General features: G+C 48.0%; 11 protein-coding genes. 8 read left to right on the forward strand and 3 right to left on the reverse strand.

The window, feature by feature from the left end:
* Nucleotide 1: 1 nt before the first annotated feature.
* From ACO0K1_RS09970 to ACO0K1_RS09990, 5 genes are all read left to right on the forward strand, one after another.
* The gene (locus ACO0K1_RS09970) at nucleotides 2-1,168 is read left to right on the forward strand and encodes an acyl-CoA dehydrogenase family protein (protein WP_423025213.1); all 1,167 of its coding nucleotides are present in this window, start codon (nucleotides 2-4) and stop codon (nucleotides 1,166-1,168) included.
* A gap of 20 nt (nucleotides 1,169-1,188) precedes the next feature.
* Nucleotides 1,189-2,100 carry an amino acid--[acyl-carrier-protein] ligase gene (locus ACO0K1_RS09975; RefSeq protein ID WP_423025215.1) on the forward strand — a complete coding sequence of 304 codons (912 nt, stop codon included), beginning with the start codon at nucleotides 1,189-1,191 and terminating at the stop codon, nucleotides 2,098-2,100.
* Nucleotides 2,097-3,086, forward strand: coding sequence for a DUF1839 family protein (locus tag ACO0K1_RS09980; protein ID WP_423025217.1), 990 nt, complete (start codon nucleotides 2,097-2,099; stop codon nucleotides 3,084-3,086). Before ACO0K1_RS09975 ends, ACO0K1_RS09980 begins: the two co-directional genes overlap by 4 nt.
* Nucleotides 3,087-3,089: 3 nt before the next feature.
* Nucleotides 3,090-5,627 carry a glycosyl hydrolase 2 galactose-binding domain-containing protein gene (locus ACO0K1_RS09985; RefSeq protein WP_423025219.1) on the forward strand — a complete coding sequence of 846 codons (2,538 nt, stop codon included), beginning with the start codon at nucleotides 3,090-3,092 and terminating at the stop codon, nucleotides 5,625-5,627.
* Nucleotides 5,628-5,700: 73 nt separating this feature from the next.
* On the forward strand, nucleotides 5,701-7,551 hold the full coding sequence (locus ACO0K1_RS09990) for an alpha/beta fold hydrolase (protein WP_423025221.1): 1,851 nt from the start codon (nucleotides 5,701-5,703) through the stop codon (nucleotides 7,549-7,551).
* On the opposite strand, the gene ACO0K1_RS09995 is transcribed toward ACO0K1_RS09990, so the two are convergent.
* On the reverse strand, nucleotides 7,511-8,806 hold the full coding sequence (locus ACO0K1_RS09995) for a lipopolysaccharide biosynthesis protein (protein ID WP_423025223.1): 1,296 nt from the start codon (nucleotides 8,804-8,806) through the stop codon (nucleotides 7,511-7,513). The two genes, ACO0K1_RS09990 and ACO0K1_RS09995, sit on opposite strands and share 41 nt — an antisense overlap.
* 107 nt (nucleotides 8,807-8,913) lie before the next feature.
* Here ACO0K1_RS09995 and queC point away from each other — a divergent pair, with 107 nt between their 5' ends.
* The 3 genes from queC (at nucleotide 8,914) to ACO0K1_RS10010 (ending at nucleotide 11,986) form a co-directional block, all read left to right on the forward strand.
* Complete coding sequence (queC, locus tag ACO0K1_RS10000) at nucleotides 8,914-9,627, forward strand: 7-cyano-7-deazaguanine synthase QueC (protein WP_423025225.1); 714 nt, start codon at nucleotides 8,914-8,916, stop codon at nucleotides 9,625-9,627.
* A 186-nt stretch (nucleotides 9,628-9,813) separates the two neighbouring features.
* Entirely contained in the window at nucleotides 9,814-10,557 is a 744-nt protein-coding gene (locus tag ACO0K1_RS10005; RefSeq protein ID WP_423025227.1) for a metallophosphoesterase family protein, read from the forward strand.
* Between the two features lies 1 nt (nucleotide 10,558).
* A complete protein-coding gene (locus ACO0K1_RS10010; protein WP_423025229.1) occupies nucleotides 10,559-11,986 on the forward strand; it encodes a protein kinase domain-containing protein in 1,428 nt (475 codons plus the stop codon).
* A 158-nt stretch (nucleotides 11,987-12,144) separates the two neighbouring features.
* Here ACO0K1_RS10010 and ACO0K1_RS10015 read toward each other — a convergent pair whose 3' ends face one another.
* Both ACO0K1_RS10015 and ACO0K1_RS10020 read right to left on the reverse strand, forming a co-directional pair.
* Entirely contained in the window at nucleotides 12,145-12,561 is a 417-nt protein-coding gene (locus tag ACO0K1_RS10015) for a hypothetical protein (protein WP_423025231.1), read from the reverse strand.
* Between the two features lie 646 nt (nucleotides 12,562-13,207).
* Nucleotides 13,208-14,422, reverse strand: coding sequence for an ABC transporter substrate-binding protein (locus ACO0K1_RS10020; protein ID WP_423025233.1), 1,215 nt, complete (start codon nucleotides 14,420-14,422; stop codon nucleotides 13,208-13,210).
* Nucleotides 14,423-14,665: the final 243 nt, after the last annotated feature.

Genomic DNA, 14,665 nt, shown 5'->3' on the forward strand with positions numbered 1-14,665 from the left:
TATGAAAACCGATTCCACTCTACTCACTTCGGCGCGACTGGTGGCGTCGGAGTTTGCCGCATCGAATGCTGATGCAGTCGATCAAGATGGTCGTTTTCCCATTGAAGCGGTCAACGCGCTAAAACAAGAAAAATTGTTGAGTGCGTATGTCCCCGTCGAGCTCGGTGGCGCGGGAGCCAGCCTGAGCGAGTTGGTGGAAATTTGCGACGTGCTTGCACGCCAGTGTGCGTCGACAGCGATGATTTTTGCGATGCATCAGATTCAGGTCATTACGATTGTGAAACATGCATTAGACAATCCTTGGTATCGCAATTATTTGCAGGAATTGGCACAGCATCAATATCTGATCGCTTCCGTAACTTCTGAAGTTGGTGTTGGTGGCGAAATGCGCCGTAGTCAGTGTGCTGTGCACATTGAAGGCACACGGTTTTCTTTAGTGAAAGATGCGACCACGATTTCTTACGGTGCCCAGGCTGATGATTTATTGGTGACCGCCCGTCGTGCACCGGATGCGCCGAATAGTGATCAATCATTAATCCTCGTGCGTAAAGCCGACTATACGCTGGAACAAAAAGGTAATTGGGACACGATGGGTATGCGCGGTACATGCAGCCCCCCATTTTTAATGACCTCCAGCGGCGACGTTGCACAAATTATCGACGCACATTTTGGTGATATGTCTGCACAAACGGTAGTGCCAGTGTCACATCTCTTGTGGGGTGGTTGCTGGACTGGATGTGCGGCAGCGGCTGTCAATAAAGCACGGGCGTTTGTGCGTGGTCAGGCACGTGCCAATCCCGGGACCGTGCCGCCAACAGCACTGCGTCTGGCTGAATTGGTCAGCATGTTGCAAAGCTTACGTACATCAGTCCGTGCATGCCTGACTGAGTACGAAGAATTGTCAGCCGCCGAGGATGCGGCTGTTGGCCCGTTGTCATCAATCGGTTATTCACTCAAAATGAATAATCTGAAAGTCGATGCAACCCAGGCACTACCACAAATCGTGATCAAAGCTTTATCAATTTGTGGCATTCTAGCCTATAAAAATAATAACAAATTTAGCATGGGCCGGCATTTGCGTGACGGACTATCATCCATGTTAATGGTAGGTAATGACCGTATTTTAGCAACCAACGCTAATCTGTTATTAGTACTCAAAGACGACTAAAATTCAAAGAGGAAATGCCCATGTCTATCGATTTTTCACCTGAGTTGTTGACCAATGACCTGGTCGAAGCTGGCCACATTATTCCGGTTGGCGTGCAAGGTATTTTTGGTCGCGGTCCAGTATTTGAAAAAGTATTACGCTTGTTTGATGACTATGTGTCGCGTGTTGCTGCGAATGATAATGCGACTAAAATGTCTTTCCCACCATGCCTGGATCGTAAAGTATTAGAGCGTAGTGAATACCTCGATTCTTTTCCACAATTGGCGGGGACGATATTCAGTTTTACAGGTACCGAAGCACAGCATAAAGAATTGATTGAAAATGTCCATGAAGGTCGTCCTTGGACGCACCTGCAAACCATGACTGCAGTGTGTCTGACGCCTGCAGCTTGCTATCCGGTTTATCCTAGTTTTACCGGCACACTGCCTGCCGAAGGTAAGTTGGTTGATATGCAGAACTGGGTATTCCGCAACGAGCCATCGCCAGAGCCAACCCGTATGCAGTCGTTCCGCGTGCGTGAATTTGTCCGCGTAGGTACACCGGAGATGGTGGTTGCCTGGAGAGATACCTGGTTACAGCGTGGGATTGATATTCTGCTCTCGCTGGAGTTGCCAGCACATTCTGAAGTTGCTTCTGATCCATTCTTTGGTCGTGGTGGACGCATGTTGGCGGCCAATCAGCGTGAACAGCAATTGAAATTTGAAGTCGTGATTCCTGTCATTTCGCAAGAAAAGCCAACGGCGGTTTGTTCCTTCAATTACCATCAGGATCATTTTGGTAAGTTGTTTGAAATCAATACAGCCGAAGGCGAAGTAGCACATACAGCGTGTCTGGGCTTTGGTCTGGAACGGATCGTGATGGCATTGTTTAAAACGCACGGTATGGACATCGCTACCTGGCCAACTGCAACTCGCGAAATTCTTGGTCTATGAGTCTGTGCGCATTACCAAAAATTGATGTCACCCTGTATCAGCCTCATGCACTGCATGGGGCTGAACGTGCGTGGGCTGAAACGAATTGCTATATTGATGTCTGGGTTGAAGTGTTGCATGCGCAAGGCCTCAATCCTTTGGCTTGCTTGCCGATGGTGTTTGCCAACGATTTTGATGGCGATCAGTGGACGTTTTACAAACCGCCGCACGAAGATTTGTTTGCCTTGTATGGCATTGATGTGCAGGAGCTGAATGTCTGGCGCGGGCTGTTGCCGAACGCCTGTGAGCAAGTGCGTCGTGGACGCTTAGTATTGACGGAAAGCGATGCCTTTTATTTGCCTGATACGTCCGGCACAGATTATCGAACGAACCACGTCAAAACCACGATAGCGATTCAGGAAATTGATATTGCTGCGCAACGTTTGGGCTATTTTCATAACAGTAGTTATCACGAATTACACGGTGAAGATTTCGTTGAAACTTTCCGTGTCGGCAAACCAGTTGATCCGACTTTTATGCCACTGTTTGCTGAGTTCGTGCGTCTTGACCGCGTTCAGCGACGTGACGAATCATCGCTCGCAAAAATTTCACTTGAATTGTTGCATAAGCATGTCGCCCGGCGTCCGGAACAAAATCCCGTACGCGCTTTCGAACCGGTCTTTTTACGCGATGTGGAACAGCTCAAAGAAGACGGTATGGCAGCCTATCATGCGTACGCTTTTGCGACGTTGCGTCAACTCGGCGCCGGCTTTAGTCTGGGCGCACAGTACTTACGTTGGCTGGAACAACAAGGGCAAGGCGATTTCAGCATCGCAGCCCATGAATTTGAACAAATATCGGATACCACCAAAACCTTATTGCTCAAAACTGCCCGTGCAGTGATGGGTAAAAAAGCCGTTGACCTTGGACCGTTGACCGCCCAATTAGCAAGTCATTGGGATCAGGGTATGGCCGCATTGGATAGCAGCCTGCACAAGGGAGACTGAGCAGTGTTAAGTCACACTTCAGAGCAAGCGATGCAATTGCTGGCTGACGATTGGCGCATGTGGCTGACCGCGCCATCGGCACATGCTTTACCTTCCGAATTGCTGCGCCAGCAGTTGCCAGAAACCGTGGTTCATATCCCGTGTACTGTCGCTTCTGCTCTGCGTGATGCGGGGCAGTTCGACGAGGATCAGCATCAACTTGATGCGTTGGATGTTTGGTTTGTTTGTGCTACCGAGATTCCTGAAGACGCAGCATTTCTACATTTTGATGGCCTTGCAGGTATCGCGGATCTATTTTGGAACGATGCTCTTCTGATGCGTTGTGACAATATGTTTGTTCGTCACAGTCTGGATCTGCAAGCACATCAAATCAGTGGTCGCGGCACACTCAGTTTACGTTTCAACGCACTGAATAAAATACTCGCTGAACGTCGCTCTCGCCCGCGTTGGAAAACTAAGCTGGTTGAACAACAACAATTGCGCTGGCTGCGGACTAGTCTGATTGGCCGGATGCCCGGTTGGTCGCCACCGGTTCCACCAGTCGGCCCGTTTCGCGAAATCAGATTTGAAAAACGCACACCGGTACGCTTAAAAAGTCACCAGCTTCTTAGTAAGCTCATGGGTGCCGATGGTATCGTCGATGCTGTGTTCACATTTGCTGATTGTGTTGACATCAGCCAGGTCAGATTGCATATCGGTGACCGCGCGCAAGAGTTGCGTCTGGAAAAAAATGATTCTGGCGACGTTGTTGCGGTAGGTGATCTGCTCTATACCGATGCCGAATGGTGGTGGCCACATACACACGGTAAGCCGCATTTGTACACGGCATTAGTTGAAGTAGTCAGCCAACGCCATGGTGCGTTGCAATCCCAGTTTATTGCACTTGGTGAAATTGGTTTTCGTCACATTCATGTCACGCAAACGAATGATGATTTTCATTTACATGTGAATGGCGTTTCGGTGTTCTGTCGTGGCGCATGTTGGACACCAACCGATCTGCTATCACTCAACGCCGACGAAGCCGCACAACGAAAAATGCTGACTTTAGCGCGTGATGCAGGCATGAATATGCTGCGTGTGGTCGGCACGATGGTGTATGAAAATTCTATTTTTTATCGGCTCTGTGATGAATTAGGTATTCTGGTGTGGCAGGATTTTATGTTTGCCAACATGGACTATCCGGTCGCCGATTTGGCATTTGCACTTAATATTCAAAACGAAGCCGAACAGTTTTTGAAACGTACGCAAATGTCGCCTTGTATTGCCGTCTTGTGTGGCAATAGTGAAATTGAACAACAGGCTGCGATGTTAGGGCAACCCAAAGAATTATGGTGCAACAGCTTCTTTGGTGAGACCTTGCCCCAGCTGTGTCATGAGCTCAGACCTGATGCGCTCTATTGGACTTCCAGCCCATCTGGTGGCGTTATGCCATTTCAGGTTGATGCGGGGGTTGCACACTATTTTGGTGTCGGTGCTTATTTGCGACCGCTAGAGGATGCGCGTCGCAGTGGCGTGCGTTTTACGTCCGAATGTCTGGGCTTCGCAAATATGCCTGACGATACGCTCATCGATAGTTTATTGGCAAACGGTGTTGTACCCGGCCCGCATCCAGACTGGAAGCGCCGTGTTCCCCGTGATCACGGTACAGGCTGGGATTTTGAAGATGTTCGTGATCATTACATGGCGGGCTTATATCGCGTCGACCCCATGCGTCTGCGTTATGCCGAGCGCGAACGTTATCTTGCCTTAGCGCGCACCACGACGGGCGAAGTGATGGCGCAAACGATACGCGAATGGCGTCGGCATGGATCAGCTTGTCATGGTGCGCTGGTCTGGTTTTGGCGCGATTTATGGGCCGGAGCCGGTTGGGGCATTATTGATGCTAATGGCAATCCGAAGGCCGCTTATTACTTCTTGAAACGTGCAATGGCGCCATTGCTTGCATTTTTTACCGATGAAGGTTTGAACGGTTTAGCGCTACATATAGTCAATGATACTGCACGAGAATTCAGCGGTGAGATCGAGCTTTGTTTGTACAAGCACGGTGAGATTGCCGTGGCTCGCGGGCGTCAGTCATTGTGTGTTGCAGCACATAGTAGCGTGAAAATCAGCGCGGATGCGTTGTTACCGTATTTTTTAGATACCAGCTATGCTTATCGTTTCGGTCCCGCAGGATATCATCAGGCGGTGCTGCATTTATATGCTGCCGGACAGGATCTGCCGGTGTGCAGCGATATTCATTTCACTAGCGGTCACGACCTCCAGATTGAGCGCGATATGGGTTTATCCGGAACGATGACGCAAGATATTAAGGGTGACGTGATTTTGTCTTTGCAAACGGAACGTGTGGCGCAGGCGGTCTACATTACCGCACCAGGGTTTACGACGGATGACAATTACTTTCACCTGAGCCCGGGGACACTTAAACGTGTCCATTTAAGCGCAACGCAGCAAAATGCAGCGCCCAAGGTCAGTGTGCAGGCGCTGAACATGCAAAGCAGCGTTAAGTGCCAGGTGACCTCGCCAGATGACCTCGCCTGACGAGCGCTGATCTTATCTACATTGAACTGAAATCGCTATAATCCAGCTTCATTAACATTGTTCGCAGGCTAACGTGCAAGTACAACGACACTCTGGTAAAGAAAAATTATCGACCCCACAAGCCTTCTGGTTCGGGGAAGCACACGCACCGTTGTTAGGCTGGTATCACTCAGCGCATCAGGGTGATCATAGTGGTAGCAGGAAATGCGGTGTGGTTTTGTGTCCGCCATTTGGGCACGAATACATGGTGTCGTATCTATCGTATAAACACCTTGCAAACATGCTGGCAAAAGCCGGATTTGACGTCCTTTTTTTTGATTACAACAACAGTGGTGATTCGGCACAGGCCGAGGGCGACCGGGTAGCTTTATGGCAAGCGAATATTCGGGCTGCCGCCACCCGGTTACGCCATATCGCCGACGTCAATCAGATTTGTTTGTTTGGATTACGTTTAGGTGCGTTACTTGCAGCCAGTGTTGCCACTGAGATAGATGCTGCGGCCTTGATCATGTTGGCGCCGGCGGTGTCAGGGCGTGCATATTGCCGTGAATTACAAGTATTGCGAAACATGAGTGCGTTACAAGCTGCACCTCAAACGCCAGCAGGTACTTCCGCACCACAAGAAGGGAGCGAACGGCAGGTGAGCGATGATGAATTAACTGGTTACGAATTCAGTGCCGCTACGCGCGGTAGCATCGCCAAATTAGATATGTTGAAAATGCCAGTCCCAGCTATGCCGGTCCTGGTAATAGCACGCGATGACGTGCCGGGGCAGGAAGAAAAGTTGATTGCCAGCTGGAGCCAGACCAATACACATTTACATTTTAGTAGCGGACCTGGCTATGCGGCGATGATGCAAGCCGATGCCCATGAAACCAAAGTACCTGACGAATTATGGCAAGAAGTAACAGCCTGGCTTTCACCTTTGTTTGATAGTCAACCCGTCTCACCAAGTAAAGAAATACACCTGGAGACGAGCGCTACTTTAGATAGCCAAAACAGTGCGGTGGTTGAGAAATTGGTGCGCTTTGATGAACTGGTTGGCGTCCTTAGTTTGCCTTCCAGGGGATACATGCAGCAGCTACCTGTCGTGTTACTGATCAATATCGGGGCGAACCATCGCGTCGGGAACCATCAGTTGTATGTAAATTTAGCGCGATCGTTGGCGGCAGCGGGATTTACTGTCTTGCGTTTCGATAAATCGGGCATCGGTTACAGTAAAACCACGACAGACGGTAAAGAAAATGACGTCTACGCCAACGATGGTTTGGCGGATATGCAAACTGCCATGCAATTTCTGCGCACGACGCTGGGCGCAGAAAGCTTTATTGCGGGTGGCCTTTGCTCGGGTGCGTATTTCTGTTATCTGGCTGGTTTGAGTGAGCCACAGATGAAGGGATTGATTTTAATGAATCAGTTGGTCTATCACTGGAACGAGGGTGATAGTCTGGAAGTACGGCAAAAAAAATCGATCAAATCAACGCATTTTTATGCCAAAGCAGTGCGTAATCTTGACACCTGGAAGCGCCTGCTCCGCGGACAAATTCAATTCCGCCAAATCTTTATTAAAATGTCGCAGCGCATTACAAAACGACTGCATATTCTATCGCAAGCATTCATTACAAAATTTGTCGAAAGCCATCATTTTTTAGGCAAAGTTGCACGCCAATTTCGCCAGATGGAAGCCCGCGGAACCGAAATTTTAATGATTATGGATGCGGGCGATAGCAGCGTCGATTTGATGACAGAAAATTTCGGCAGACACGGTATGTTGTTAGGAAAAAGCCCACGTATCAGACTCGAAATTTTTAAAGGTTCTGATCACACGTTCACCCCGCAGTGGGCGCAACAACATGTGATCGAATTGATTACAACGCATTTAATCAAGCGGTTTCAAGTGGATTCCGTAAACGCGGAAAAATAAATTTCCAGACAACGATCGTTTCAAACACTTCCACAAAAATCAATGCAAAGATAGCGCCCATCGTTCCCCAATGGGGAATAGTGTAGGCAGTAATACCCACCACGAGCAGGAGGGTAATTGCGCCTAAATAAAACATCGAACGGAAAGCACCGCCGCTCATCAACCAGGTCGTACCAATCCAGCGCACGGCATTCACTGCAAAGTAGCCGCCCCACATCATCATCAACGGATCTAATCCATGGTACTTAGTCTGGCTGCCGATCAGGTGAATTTCAATATACGGGAAGGTGAGCAGCAGCAGCCCGACATAGGCGACAACGATCAGTTCTATTCCGGCAATCGACATTAGTGTGAATTTTTTTAAACGTTCCCATTTTTGCGCTGCAATTAGCCGTCCTGCTTCTGGTCGAGCGACCCGTGACCATGCTGCGACAATGAGAGGAATTGGCATTAACATGAGCCTTGAGGAGTTTAAATCCGCAACAGCCTCGCTGTTCATCAAGATGTCTGCCAAATACACATAGCTATAATTGGTCAGCCATCCGACAATCACACCGACTACTGCCCAGCGACCATGTCGGGTAATCGTTTTTTGATGCTCGTCGATCAGATTCAGGTCAACCGTGTTGATCTCCGATGCGGTTGCTTCGGTGCTATCACGTAGTCGCTCACGTCCAAATAGCGCCGACAGGAATGACGCCGCCGCCATCACTTCCAGCACAGAAATAACGTCGATACGCTCAACAATGATTAAAATTGCCAGTCCGGCAATGACTCCCAAAACGTAAACGATATCTTGCCGGAACACATTATGTAAATCGGATTGAATAAACCCGACCGTACGACCATACTCTCGCAAGCCATTGCCGATGACATAACTGGCAAAGACCAATGCCATCAAACTGTCGATTTCGTTATGTGTCGAAAAAAGTGGAATAAATTCCACCACCACAAAACCGATACCCCCCAACCACAAGGTGCAGAAGATTTGGCGGTACCAATAGCGTCGTAATAGGATTTTACGGGTGTTTTCCTGAACGACGTTGGCGACTGTGGCGAGCGGACCGGCGATCCACGAATCAATCACCAACCCCCCTAATAAGCCAATGGAGTAAAGGAGGGCATATAGCCCATATTCACTTTTCTCCACCATGCGCAAGAGCAACATGCCAATCGCCAAATTCAAAGCACTTAACATGCCTTGATCAATAATCGATATAAGAGAGGTAGAAAGAAATTTTTTAGAAAAATTCATGGGCTTGCGTTAACATTCGTATCAGGCGAACCTTACCATCACTGTAGTCAGATGTAAAAAGAGTTTCTATATTTTACAATTTGGCATCAACATTTACTTTGCGTTATATGAAACCAATTCTCAATAATGACCGTGCTCTCGTCCTGTTTAGCGGCGGACAAGATTCTACTACCTGTCTGGCGTGGGCATTGGCACGTTATGCGCACGTCGAAACGATCGGTTTTGATTATGGGCAACGCCATGCTATTGAATTAACTGTCAGACCCCAATTGTTAAAAAAAATGCGCACCTTCTCCCCCGATTGGGAAGCGCGCCTGGGCGAAGATCACATGATCGATTTGTCTCTTATTTCTCAGTTATCACAAACGGCAATGACCGAAAATATTGCCATTGAAATGCAAGAAAACGGTTTGCCGAATACCTTTGTACCTGGGCGTAATCTCATGTTTATGATGGTGGCGGCGACCCTGGCTTATCGCCGTGGCTTAAATGTGCTGGTGGGTGGTATGTGCGAAACCGATTTTTCCGGGTATCCCGATTGCCGTGATGACACGATGAAAGCCCTGCAAGTTACGCTGAATTTAGGGATGGCGACGCGCCTGAAACTTGAAACGCCTCTGATGTGGATCGACAAAGCCCAGACCTGGGAACTAGCTGAGAATTTAGGTGGTAGCGCTATGGTCGATCTGATTCGTGCCGATACGCATACGTGCTACCTTGGCGAACGTGGTGAATTGCATGAATGGGGTCATGGGTGCGGCACGTGCCCTGCTTGCGAGTTACGCGCCCGTGGTTATTTGCAATACAAGCAACGTTCGTGATGAACCGCGGTTACTGGCATAAACTGTAAATCGTCACGAGATTTCGCAGTAAGTTTGTAAGGCAGGAGTTAGGATAGCGCCGTACAATCGAGCGAAGATGACAGCATTCAGTACATAGATGCATCTGCAATTTGTTGCGGCATCGATCTTTGATTTGATTTTATTTTTTCTCATTCGCCCACTATTATGCTGCTAGCCCTGATGACAGACCTCCATGCGAATCGCGAAGCTTTATCCGCGTGTCTGGCCCATGCAGAACAACAAAAGGTGACGCGTTACGCTTTTTTGGGTGACATGATTGGCTATGGTGCTGATCCTGCGTGGGTATTGCAAACGGTGATGGATTATGTTGCCAAGGGTAATTGGGCATTAATTGGTAACCACGATGCCGCAATTTTGCAGGAAGATCGTGGTGGGATGAATCCGGTAGCACGTCAGGTTGTGGAGTGGACGAGGGCGCAACTGAATGCGGAACAAATGGCTTTTATCGCCGGCTTGCCTTACCGCATAGAATTACAGGATTTGCTATTCGTTCACGCAAATGCCTGGGCGCCCGATAAATGGGAATACATCGACGGCGTCATGGAAGCAATGCGCAGCATGCACGCCTGCAAAGCGGCCATCACTTTTTGCGGCCATGTACATATGCCAACCCTATATCACATGACCTTAACCGGGAAGACGGGCGAGTTCTTACCGACGCCTGAAAATGGCATTCCGTTGAGTAAGCAACGCCGCTGGCTCGTCATTCCAGGCTCCGTTGGCCAACCGCGTGACGGCAATCCAGCAGCGTGCTACGCTACTTTTGATACCGAAACACAGGAATTGACTTATTTCAGGGTTCCTTACGATCACGAATTGGCGGCAAAGAAAATCCTTGCTGCTGGCCTTCCTGCTCCGTTAGCTGCACGCTTGTTAACGGGGGATTAAAATGAGTACGCGCAGCTTGCAGATAGGTATGGAATTCGACGGCTACCGGCTAGAAGAAAAATTGCATACCGGTGGCATGGCTGCACTATGGCGAGTGACCGATTTGCGTGAGCGTCATCGTCATAAACCCGGTCTGGAAAATGGCGTACCAGCGCTGATCATGAAAGTGCCGTTGCTGTTTTCCAGCGATGATCCGACGGCGATCGTGGCATTTGAAGTCGAACAGATGATCATGCCGAAACTCAAGGGTGACCATGTGCCACGGTATTTTGGTGCCGGTGATTTTGATGCGCAGCCCTATATCGTGATGGAGCACATTGCTGGTGAGTCGCTGCGTAGCCGATTTGAAAAAGCGCCACTACCGTTGGATGAAGTAGTGAGCGTCGGTATTAAAATTGCGAATGCATTACAGGATTTGCATCGTCAGCATGTAATTCACCTCGATATCAAACCCAGTAATATCATGTTCCGCAATGGGCTCGCGGTTTTAATTGATTTCGGTTTATCCCGGCATGACCGCTTACCGGATCTGCTGGATGAAGAATTCCGGTTACCGATGGGGACAGGACCTTACATTTCGCCTGAACAAGTGATGGGTGTGCGCAATGAACCTCGCAGCGACTTATTTTCTTTAGGGGTGTTGCTGTATCATCTGGCGACGGGTGAGCGCCCATTTGGTCACCCTACTTCAGTCTCCGGTTTAAAGAAACGCCTTTACCGCGATCCTATTCCACCTCGTAATCATCGCGCCGACATTCCTGATTGGTTGCAAGAAATTATTTTGCGTTGTCTTGAAGTTGATCCTAATGCGCGTTTTGATACGGCGGCACAACTGGCTTTTCTGTTGCAATATCCGGAGCAATTAACACTGACGAGCCGCGCCCGCAAAGACCAGCAAGATGGCTATTTGGCGGTGGTAAAACGGCGCTTTAAAGCAGTCGGTGCTGATCTGGTTTTGCAACACAGTGTTTCGGAGCAGTTATCGAAAGCGCCTATTATTGTGGTTGCTCTGGATTTAGCACACGGCTCATTAGCACTGGCCGAAAGTCTTCGGCAAATTACCCGGCGTATGCTGCAGACTGAACCAGGTGCCAGGCTAGCTTGTCTTACCATACGTAAAACCAGTCGTATTGGTATGGATGAAAGTTTGATTCAGCAAGGCGAAAATATCCATGTCAAGCAGTTGGTCGAACTGAAACATTGGGCGCGCCCCTTAAATCTCAGTTCCGATAAAATTACTTTCCATGTGCTGGAGTCGCCAGATCCAGCGATGGCGATTATTGACTATGCACACAACAATGATGTCGATCACATCATCATTGGTTCGCGAGGCACCTCTGCCTTACGACGTTATCTCGGCAGCGTGTCAGCGCAGGTAGTGGCTGAGGCCGCATGTACGGTGACGGTGGTCAAGCATAACGATAAATAAGTTGTACTAATTCATACTTGACCTGACACACGTTACTCGACTGACGACCGGCGGCTTCCGCCCCTAAGCTGTCGGTCGCATTTCTCAATAGCGGACGTTCAAAAGCAATAATAATGGGATATTGGCGTGAAGTTTGAATTAGTAGTCCTGGCGACGTTTTACTTCGGAGTCGATTGTGTTTTGTATTTAACACGGTCAGGATTGTAGAAAGCAAAGCCTGCTGGCGTAACTTCAAGCTTTCCAGACAAACCGTTCTCTTGCAATACACGAGCGTTTTCAGCGTCGCTGGCTGGACTCTTGAAACGGATGACGTAGATTTTTCGCAATACGTCGCCATAGTGCTTATTGATATGCTCCTCGGCTTCGCTTGCCGAAAACGAGTGGTTGTCATTTTGGGTACCAATGGAATAAACATGAATATCATGGTCCATGGCAAATGTACGAACCCTCCAGGTTCCTTGAGCTCCGAAGGAGAATTGTATAGTGTCCCCAACAGCTGCCATAGGTCTTTCTACATCCGCTTTATAACTACTTTCAGTCGTCAGCAGTGCGAATATTAAAATTATTTCTGACACGGTTCGTCCTAGGTTCGAATCAATTTAAGAGTAAGAATGCCTTATGTATCGCATGACTGCTGCTGGCCGCTTCCCTCCGTTTGACCACTTCTATCTCAACTTGACCTAATTTGCGCTTTGAGCTGATTGACAGCGTCCAAGAGTCCTAAAATAGTCGACCACATTACGTAGATAAAAAAGAAAGCCCCAATAAAAGGTATGAGCGAGATGACTACATATTTGAGCACGCTTTTTTCAGTTCTTTTCGCAATTTGCGCAATGAATATCGCGTAAATTGTTTGTATAAGAATTAGCGGCAGAAGGCTGAGAATTGTTGATTCCATAATATTTTAATAAAAAATTGCAAAAAAATTTAAAGCATCATTCCATAAAAAAGTTACCTAAACAATATTTATTTAGAAATGTATCTAAAGGGCCGCTTCTGGCCGATAGCGGCCTTTCAGAATTTGAACTCATCTGACAGTTCATGTCAGGTCAAGTTTGAACTAGTACAAATAAGTTGACGCTGCCTGACGCTTAATTTATAGAGTTATATCGGATCAGATATAACATCTATCCTAACCTAACCTAACCTAACCTAAGTTAAGCTAATTTAACCTATGCCAATTTAACCTAAACTAATTTAACCTGACCTGATCTACCACTTTTATTTTGTTCTCACGATCAATGCGCTGCTGGCATCTTCTTTGTAGGCGTAGGTAACTTTACCGTGGCGGATTTCTGCCATGAAAAGCATATTTTGCGCGATTGCCTCGTGGTCATTTTTTGAGAACGGCTTTTTGTAACGTGTGACAACAGTTGAGGTTGCCTCGTATTTCATATCTTCTAATGCGGCTTTGATCTGATCTGGAGCAGTGCTATTCGCCTGCATGATTGCAAGACTGAGTATTCGCAATGCATCGTAGGTCTGAGCGGCGGCTACCGCCGATGGGATACGCTTCACGTTATTTAAGCGCAGATAAGACAAAATAAAACTGTCGCTTCGGGTAGATTCATTTTCTATAAACGTCACCGGCATCCGTACACCTTCCGCATTATTTCCCGCTTGTTCAATGAAACCACGATGCGATAGAGTCCAGGACCCTACTAATGGAACACCTGCTCTGATTTTCCCCATGCTGTTTGCCAGTGCAGCCCCTTCATGTGCGAGGCAATACGAGACAAATATTTGTGCGCCTGCTTGCTTGGCATGAATAATTTGCTTCGTCATATCGAGGTCGCCGATTTTAAAACTCTCAACGGCAACAGGTGATAAATTACGCCGTTTCATTTCCGCGATCAAACTTTCACTACCAAATTCGCCATACGGCGTATCGTCATGCAAAATCGCAATTTGTGTGAGCTTACGTTTATCAATCACTTCGTTGAGCATCGATACGGGTTGCAAATTATCGCTCGCCGCCACCCGGAAAATATAACTGTTTGGTACGGCAGGGGGCATAAATTGCCTGGTGATTTTTGCCCCGGTTGCTGCGCTGATAATGAGGGGAATTTTTGCGTTTTGAAATACCGGTGCGGCTTGCAATGCGACACCCGTGTTGGCGAAGCCGACGACTGCAACGACCTTTTCTTTTTCTATCAACTCTTGCGCTAACGCAGCACCGATTTCAGGCTTGGCCTGATCGTCGCGTTCGACCAATTCAATCCTACGCCCCAGCACTCCGCCAATCTGATTTAAATCGCTTTCAAAAACACGGGCACCACCGCGGATACTTTCACCCATATCTGATGACGATTTCGAGCTAAATGGGCCGATAATGCCAATCCGTATCGGTGCTTCATCAGCGAAACTCAGAGAAACACCATTGCTGTAAAGAAAAGCAGTGATAAAAGCAAAGATGGCCAGGGGTTTGATACTCATTTTTTCTCCAGGATTTTCGATAGAAATTTTTTCACTATCGGGCGGCTATTTTCACACGACCAGAGTGTTCAGCGTTGAATAATAGCTTATCGAAAAATGGTAGCAATTCAAATTTTTTGGAATGATTGTTGCTCATAAAATTTTTTCTTATTAGCTGTCGCAAACTAATTCCCATGCTCCAGGCGGCGCTTCGCAGGTCTATTCATTTTTAGGGGGATGAATTAGTAGCAGTTCGACGGCTAT

The organism is Undibacterium sp. SXout20W, assembly GCF_049340285.1.
Classification (GTDB): Bacteria; Pseudomonadota; Gammaproteobacteria; order Burkholderiales; family Burkholderiaceae_D; genus Undibacterium.

Bases quoted from the DNA above. Each gene is read 5' to 3' on its own strand.
- ACO0K1_RS09970 (WP_423025213.1), top strand. From the start codon at position 2: ATGAAAACCGATTCCACTCTACTCACTTCGGCGCGACTGGTGGCGTCG.
- ACO0K1_RS09975 (WP_423025215.1), top strand. From the start codon at position 1,189: ATGTCTATCGATTTTTCACCTGAGTTGTTGACCAATGACCTGGTCGAA.
- ACO0K1_RS09980 (WP_423025217.1), top strand. From the start codon at position 2,097: ATGAGTCTGTGCGCATTACCAAAAATTGATGTCACCCTGTATCAGCCT.
- ACO0K1_RS09995 (WP_423025223.1), bottom strand. From the start codon at position 8,806: ATGAATTTTTCTAAAAAATTTCTTTCTACCTCTCTTATATCGATTATT.
- queC (WP_423025225.1), top strand. From the start codon at position 8,914: ATGAAACCAATTCTCAATAATGACCGTGCTCTCGTCCTGTTTAGCGGC.
- ACO0K1_RS10005 (WP_423025227.1), top strand. From the start codon at position 9,814: ATGCTGCTAGCCCTGATGACAGACCTCCATGCGAATCGCGAAGCTTTA.
- ACO0K1_RS10010 (WP_423025229.1), top strand. From the start codon at position 10,559: ATGAGTACGCGCAGCTTGCAGATAGGTATGGAATTCGACGGCTACCGG.
- ACO0K1_RS10020 (WP_423025233.1), bottom strand. From the start codon at position 14,422: ATGAGTATCAAACCCCTGGCCATCTTTGCTTTTATCACTGCTTTTCTT.